Annotated in this window: 10 protein-coding genes; 7 read left to right on the top strand and 3 right to left on the bottom strand. The window is 50.6% G+C overall.

Features of this window, described 5'->3' with window-relative positions; translation table 11 throughout:
* Positions 1–41: 41 nt before the first annotated feature.
* The 5 genes from AUK29_01535 to AUK29_01515 all read left to right on the top strand — a co-directional run bounded on the left by AUK29_01535 (position 42) and on the right by AUK29_01515 (position 2,833).
* Positions 42–332 carry an addiction module antitoxin RelB gene (locus tag AUK29_01535; protein OIP66089.1) on the top strand — a complete coding sequence of 97 codons (291 nt, stop codon included), beginning with the start codon at positions 42–44 and terminating at the stop codon, positions 330–332.
* A 9-nt stretch (positions 333–341) separates the two neighbouring features.
* Positions 342–641, top strand: a complete 300-nt coding sequence (locus AUK29_01530) for a putative addiction module antidote protein (GenBank protein ID OIP66088.1) — start codon at positions 342–344, stop codon at positions 639–641.
* Between the two features lie 263 nt (positions 642–904).
* A complete protein-coding gene (locus AUK29_01525) occupies positions 905–1,930 on the top strand; it encodes a hypothetical protein (protein OIP66087.1) in 1,026 nt (341 codons plus the stop codon).
* Entirely contained in the window at positions 1,927–2,223 is a 297-nt protein-coding gene (locus AUK29_01520) for a ferredoxin (GenBank protein ID OIP66086.1), read from the top strand. The genes AUK29_01525 and AUK29_01520 overlap by 4 nt, the downstream gene beginning before the upstream one ends.
* A 157-nt stretch (positions 2,224–2,380) precedes the next feature.
* Positions 2,381–2,833 carry a DNA-binding protein gene (locus AUK29_01515; GenBank protein ID OIP66085.1) on the top strand — a complete coding sequence of 151 codons (453 nt, stop codon included), beginning with the start codon at positions 2,381–2,383 and terminating at the stop codon, positions 2,831–2,833.
* A 102-nt stretch (positions 2,834–2,935) separates the two neighbouring features.
* Here AUK29_01515 and AUK29_01510 read toward each other — a convergent pair whose 3' ends face one another.
* On the bottom strand, positions 2,936–3,325 hold the full coding sequence (locus tag AUK29_01510; GenBank protein OIP66084.1) for a hypothetical protein: 390 nt from the start codon (positions 3,323–3,325) through the stop codon (positions 2,936–2,938).
* 637 nt (positions 3,326–3,962) lie between these two features.
* On the opposite strand from AUK29_01510, the gene AUK29_01505 reads away from it, so the two are divergent.
* Together AUK29_01505 and AUK29_01500 are read left to right on the top strand one after the other, a co-directional pair.
* Positions 3,963–4,172: a HicB family protein gene (locus AUK29_01505; protein ID OIP66090.1), complete on the top strand. Its 210-nt coding sequence runs from the start codon at positions 3,963–3,965 to the stop codon at positions 4,170–4,172.
* The gene (locus AUK29_01500) at positions 4,169–4,393 is read left to right on the top strand and encodes a hypothetical protein (GenBank protein OIP66083.1); all 225 of its coding nucleotides are present in this window, start codon (positions 4,169–4,171) and stop codon (positions 4,391–4,393) included. Before AUK29_01505 ends, AUK29_01500 begins: the two co-directional genes overlap by 4 nt.
* Before the next feature lie 319 nt (positions 4,394–4,712).
* On the opposite strand, the gene AUK29_01495 is transcribed toward AUK29_01500, so the two are convergent.
* Both AUK29_01495 and AUK29_01490 read right to left on the bottom strand, forming a co-directional pair.
* Positions 4,713–4,895, bottom strand: coding sequence for a hypothetical protein (locus AUK29_01495; GenBank protein ID OIP66082.1), 183 nt, complete (start codon positions 4,893–4,895; stop codon positions 4,713–4,715).
* 128 nt (positions 4,896–5,023) lie between these two features.
* Positions 5,024–5,518, bottom strand: a complete 495-nt coding sequence (locus tag AUK29_01490) for a hypothetical protein (protein ID OIP66081.1) — start codon at positions 5,516–5,518, stop codon at positions 5,024–5,026.
* Between the last annotated feature and the right edge of the window lie 201 nt (positions 5,519–5,719).

Genomic DNA, 5,719 nt, shown 5'->3' with positions numbered 1-5,719 from the left:
AAAAACATTGACATTATGTAGCCTAATGGCTACAATACATTATGTTAGAGATTCGTAAAACCGAGACGTTCGCCCAGTGGCTTGATGGGCTGCGCGACATTCATGCACGCGCCCGTGTGCAGGTCAGGGTCGAGCGCCTTGCAGCAGGGAACCCAGGGGATGTTAGGCCGGTTGGTGAGGGCGTCTCCGAATTGCGAATCGATTACGGCCCCGGTTACCGGGTGTATTTCACAAGGCGCGGGCGCACAGTAATAATTTTGCTGGCCGGCGGCGACAAACGCACACAGGCCGCCGACATCAAGACTGCATTGCGCCTCGCACGCGACCTATAGGAGTAAATGATGAGGAAAACAACTACCACTCGCTACGATGTCGCAGAGCACCTCCGAACCCCGGAGGAAATGGCAGCCTATCTTGAGGCTTGTCTTGAGGCGGCCAACGGCGATGCAGCGTTCATTGCAAAGGCGCTGGGCGATATCGCCCGTGCCAAGGGCATGGCACAGGTCGCGCGTGATGCCGGCCTGTCTCGTGAAAGTCTTTACAAGGCGCTCTCCGGCGAGCGCAGTCCCGATTTCGACACCATCCTCAAGGTGTTGGACGCACTAGGCTTGAAGTTGCATGCCGAAGCGTCCCATGACTGATTCCGTGATCCAATCAGTCGTTCAACAACGACTTAAAAGGGCTGCATAGGCCTCTTCTAACCTGTAGTCCAAGAGGGACACGACGGAAAAGTGGCTGCGTCCCCGGTCAGAACCCTTCTTGACTTTCCCCCCGGTTTCTTTTACTATCATTTCCGCTCACATTGATGTGCATAGGAGCCGGGATGAGGGATTGCTGCAGTACAAATACGAAAGTTCAGACCCCAACGTGCTGTTCTTTTAAGCCCGAATGGGTTTTAGGGAACATGGAGACGTCGGCAGGAGAGGTGCAATGTGTCTCAACCGAATGGTCATGGGCTGACCGGATAGGATTGATCAAATCCAGAATCAGCGCCTTCCGCATGCACTATTCGGTCTCCCCAGGCCTTTATGCGGTTGGGGAGCCGGATGAAAAATGCGACGTCTTTGTGACGGCCAATTACAAATTGAGTTTTGATATTCTGCGCGTGGCTTTAAAAGGGCTGAATGCCTGGGTCCTAATTCTGGACACCCAGGGGATCAATGTCTGGTGCGCGGCGGGCAAGGGGACCTTCGGCGCCGAGGAACTCATCCGGCGAATCCGAGAGTGTCAACTTGACAAGATCGTCAATCACAAGAGGGTGATCGTTCCTCAGCTCGGGGCATCCGGGGTCTCGGCACACCGGGTGAGACAGGAGAGCGGATTCAGGGTCTGCTTCGGCCCGGTCTATGCCAGGGACATCCCTGCCTATCTCTGTGCCGGGTATAAGTCCAGCAGGGAAATGCGAACCATTAAATTCAGTATTCTGGACCGGCTGGCGCTTACGCCCATGGAGATCCTGCCGGCCATGAAGCATTATTTTATATATGCCCTGTTGATCTTGGTCATCTTCGGTTTTCAGCCCGGCGGCCTCGGTTGGGGAAAGGTCTGGGCCGGTGGATCTCCCTTTTTGTTTTTGGGGCTGGTCTCAATCTTTTCCGGAGTCTTTATCACCCCTCTTCTTCTTCCTTTTATTCCCTCGCGCGCCTTCGCCCTCAAGGGGTGGATCACCGGGATGATTCTCATTTTTACGGCACTTCGTTTGATTGATCTGCCGCAGTTAGGCCATGGACTTTTGGTCCTTTTCTCCTATCTTTTCTTTCCCGCGGTCAGTTCCTATCTGGCACTGCAGTTTACCGGGTCCACGCCGTTTACCGGCCGTTCCGGAGTGGAAAAAGAATTGAAAACAGCGGTTCCGGTTTATATCACGGCCCTATCGGTTTCCCTTATTCTGATCATTGTATATCAGTTGAAACAATGGGGGGTTGTATGAAATATTTATCCGATGTCTCGACTTTGGAGTTTGATCAGGGAAAATGCACCGGGTGCGGGAGATGCGTGGAGGTCTGCCCGCATGGTGTTTTTGTTATGAGAGATAAAAAGGCCATGATTGTGGACCATGACCTTTGCATGGAGTGCGGGGCCTGCGCCATGAATTGTGAGTTTGATGCCCTGAAGGTGAATGCCGGTGTCGGCTGTGCCTCCGCCATCATCAAGAGCATGATCAAAGGCGGCGAGCCCTCCTGTGACTGCAGCGGCGACGACCATGGCGCATGCTGTCAATGATTCGCTCAAATCCCAAGGTCGAGGGTGGGGAAGGAGAGACCCGCTCAACCCCCGGTTTCTGACCGGTGTTGTCATTATCGGCGTTGGGGTGTACTATTCATTCACTTACGTTTTTTGCTTCACAGCAGAGCAGTAAACCCAGCCAAAGGAGGTCATCATGAGAAAAACAGGGATACATCTATTGGCAGCGCTCTTGATCTTCTCTGTGGTTTCAATATCTTATGCTCAACCGTGGCGTGGCGGGCGTGGAAGCGGCGGCTGGGGCATGGGAGCACAGTACCAGCGGATGTATAATGTGGGTACCGTAGAAACCATCGCCGGAGAGATCGTGAGCATCGACCAAATGACACCCATGGGAGGGATGTCAAGAGGCGTTCACCTGCAGGTGAAAACCGAAAAAGAGACACTCGCCGTTCACCTCGGGCCGGAGTGGTTCCTCGATAGACTCGACAGCACCCTTGAAAATGGCGACAAGATAGAAGTCAAGGGGTCCAGGGTAACCATTTCCGGTGCGCCCGTCATCATTGCGGCGGAAGTCAGAAAAGGCGATCAAGTCCTTATCCTCAGGGACGATGCGGGTATTCCCATATGGGCCGGCTGGAGAAGGTAACGCGATTTTACTCCAGAGACGCGGTTTCCCCGCAGCGTTTCGACGGCCCGCGATCTGCGGACAGCCGAAGCGCTGCGATCCCTTGGATGGCCCCGTTTGCGGTCAGGCGGCCTTCATTGAACGAACATGTTCGCAGGCCTGCAGGACCTCTTTCCTGAATGTATCGAAGTCAACCTGGAGGCCGTTCAGATACGTGCTCCAGCCCGCGCTCGACTTGGCATAGTGCACAGCGTCCTCAATCTCCTTATCCGTTGCACCATTGAGCTTCGCCAGTTCCGTGTGGTAGAACGAACAATAACGGCAATGCGTGATCGCGGAAATCGCAACTCCGATCAGCTCGCGGTACTTGTTGGGGATGGGCCCCTCGTCGAACTGGACTCGTTTAAACAACTGCCACTCCAGTTCCAGAGACGAGTCAGGGACCATCTTAAAGAAACTTGGAATGAGACCGAATATCCCCTCTATCTCTTTATATATATCTTTTCTATTCATGGTTATTCCCCCATGGCATTTTGTTTTTTGTATGAGTTGACGGGATAAGACTGCCCTGTCTTATCCTTCAACGCGGTAAAGATACCAACTGTCTCATTTATAGATCCGCCGGAGCAGTTCTGTCAAATGGTTGCTTTCTGTCATAAAAATGTGATATGAAATTTAACATGACTGATTTGGACTGGACCATCTTTCCACAGGTATCCTTGATAGCGCAAGGCCCTGGCATCTTAATATCAATACATCATGGAGATCACGATGAGTAAGATCGAACAGGCTGTCTCCTGTTTTCGTGAAGGTTTTGCATGCTCCCAGGCCGGCATTCTATCACAGGCCCAGGAACGTCGAAGAACTGACCGACTTTGTGGTGGGCCGTGTGCTCGACGTGATCGGGATCGAGCATGAACTGTATCAGAGATGGCAGGGAGAATAGGGGATCGGCGATACGTTTGCCTCCGGCTTTCCGTCCTTCCGTCTCCTCACTTCTTCCTAAGCATTAAAATATCTTGATTTTTCACCCTCAATTTGGTAATAATCCTTAAATGCAGACTTGAATATTGGAATCGGCTATGACTTCCATGAGAACTATGTCACATTGGCAATGGAGAGAAACGAGGCGTTGAGCGGAGGTCGAAAAATGGCTAAAGAGTTTACGGTCATTATAGAACAGGATGAAGAAGGTTACTTTATTGCAGAAGTCCCGGAGCTGAAGGGCTGTCATACCCAAGCCAAGTCTCTCGACACACTGATAAAAAGAATTAAAGAGGCGATTCAGCTTTGTCTGGAAGTTCAGGGCGAGGAGCCTCCCAGAACTCATCTTGTTGGTGTGCAGAAAGTTGCAGTATGACCCGAATATCTTCCTTGACGGGCAAAGAGATTATTTCTCTGCTGAAGAAGGCGGGATTTGCTCTGGAAAGGCAGAAGGGTAGTCATGTATTTCTGAAACATGCGGATGGCCGGGCTACAGTGGTTCCTGTACATTCCGGAGAGACGATCGGTCCGGGACTTTTATCAAAGATTTTAAGGGATGTTGAAATGACAAGAAGAGATCTCTTAACGTTACTTTAGGAGAGGACAGGCAAGGATATCATCTGCTCTTTGATCTGATTCCACCACTTCGTAAACAGATCATGGAAATTTTGGGACAAGAGGATAAATAAACCTTGTGGTATTTTTCCCCTTTAAGGGGCGATGTCCCTATTTGTTCATATAGGAAGGTGTCAATATCAAATTATCAAAGTCTGACCCTCGACCGTCCCTCGACCGTCCTAGGCCAAAATAAATGACAAATCAAGTATTATTTTCGCAGCGGAACGTTCTTCATGTTCCCTCAGCGGCTTGAGGATTCCCACCTGAATGGGCTCTTCCGGGCATGGAGAACCGGCATCTATTTCTTGATATAGGCATTGAGACCAATGATAACGGGTCTGCCGTCTATCATGACGTCAGTTGCCTTGTTGCCTCTGGTGCTGGCCACGACGAGTGTTTTTCCTGATGCACTGGGCGTGGGTGTTTCGAGATCTGCTGTGATAATGAGTTTGTTGCCTTCGATTTTTGCGGTGACAGCCATGATTTATTCTCCAGGGTTGTTGGAATGATTCCTTAATATAGCATCCATATTGCGTCTATGTCTTTTAATACCTCTTTCCATGGTATCAAGTCAACTGCAATTTATTCGGGGTGGGGGAAAAGATTTATTTACAGGAGGGCTTTCATGAAGACGACTTTATCGTCGTCGTCTGAATAATATCGGGATATGCGCGCCGCTTCAATGTAGTCGTGCTTTTTGTAAAATTCCCTTGTGGCCTTGTAGACATCCCTGGATGATGTTTCCACAACCACATGAGTTCCGCCAAGTTCGGCAATATGTTTTTCCACTCGGTCGAGCAGTAATCCGCCGATCCCGAGTCCCTGCATCTCTTTTCTGACGGCGATCCAGTAGAGGTCGAACCTTCTGTCCGTGACCGTGATGGGGCCGTAACAGGCATAGCCGGCCGGTGTGCCGGCAGCATCTGCGAAGAGAAAAAGGTATTCGCTCTTTGCGCCCTTTTTCAAGCGGTCGTCCAGCAGTTCCATGGCCACATCCAGCTCGTAGGGATGAAAGATGCCTGTGGAAAGGAGGATCTGATGCAGGGATTTCCTGTCTTCCGAATGCGCCTCATTCCTGAACGTGACCGGGTGAAGCTTATTCATATGCCTGTTTGAAGGACTATTCATGGATAACGGCCTTTGGACACTATTACTTTTAAATTCTAAATCCTATTCGACTTTCTTACGAACAACCCCTATCTTTTTTGCACTGCGACATCGATCATCTCTTTTATCACATCCTGGATTTTGTAGCCGCGCTCTTTTGCCGACATGATAAACCCCGAGTCAGAAGCAATGCACGGA

This window comes from Nitrospirae bacterium CG2_30_53_67 (assembly GCA_001873285.1).
Classification (GTDB): domain Bacteria; phylum CG2-30-53-67; class CG2-30-53-67; order CG2-30-53-67; family CG2-30-53-67; genus CG2-30-53-67.
The sequence above is the reverse complement of the archived record's forward strand: the minus strand, read 5'-3'. Positions and strand labels throughout refer to the sequence as shown.

Coding starts and splice junctions, on each gene's coding strand:
- AUK29_01535 (OIP66089.1), top strand. CDS start 42: ATGTTAGAGATTCGTAAAACCGAGACGTTCGCCCAGTGGCTTGATGGG.
- AUK29_01530 (OIP66088.1), top strand. CDS start 342: ATGAGGAAAACAACTACCACTCGCTACGATGTCGCAGAGCACCTCCGA.
- AUK29_01525 (OIP66087.1), top strand. CDS start 905: ATGGAGACGTCGGCAGGAGAGGTGCAATGTGTCTCAACCGAATGGTCA.
- AUK29_01520 (OIP66086.1), top strand. CDS start 1,927: ATGAAATATTTATCCGATGTCTCGACTTTGGAGTTTGATCAGGGAAAA.
- AUK29_01515 (OIP66085.1), top strand. CDS start 2,381: ATGAGAAAAACAGGGATACATCTATTGGCAGCGCTCTTGATCTTCTCT.
- AUK29_01510 (OIP66084.1), bottom strand. CDS start 3,325: ATGAATAGAAAAGATATATATAAAGAGATAGAGGGGATATTCGGTCTC.
- AUK29_01505 (OIP66090.1), top strand. CDS start 3,963: ATGGCTAAAGAGTTTACGGTCATTATAGAACAGGATGAAGAAGGTTAC.
- AUK29_01500 (OIP66083.1), top strand. CDS start 4,169: ATGACCCGAATATCTTCCTTGACGGGCAAAGAGATTATTTCTCTGCTG.
- AUK29_01495 (OIP66082.1), bottom strand. CDS start 4,895: ATGGCTGTCACCGCAAAAATCGAAGGCAACAAACTCATTATCACAGCA.
- AUK29_01490 (OIP66081.1), bottom strand. CDS start 5,518: ATGAATAAGCTTCACCCGGTCACGTTCAGGAATGAGGCGCATTCGGAA.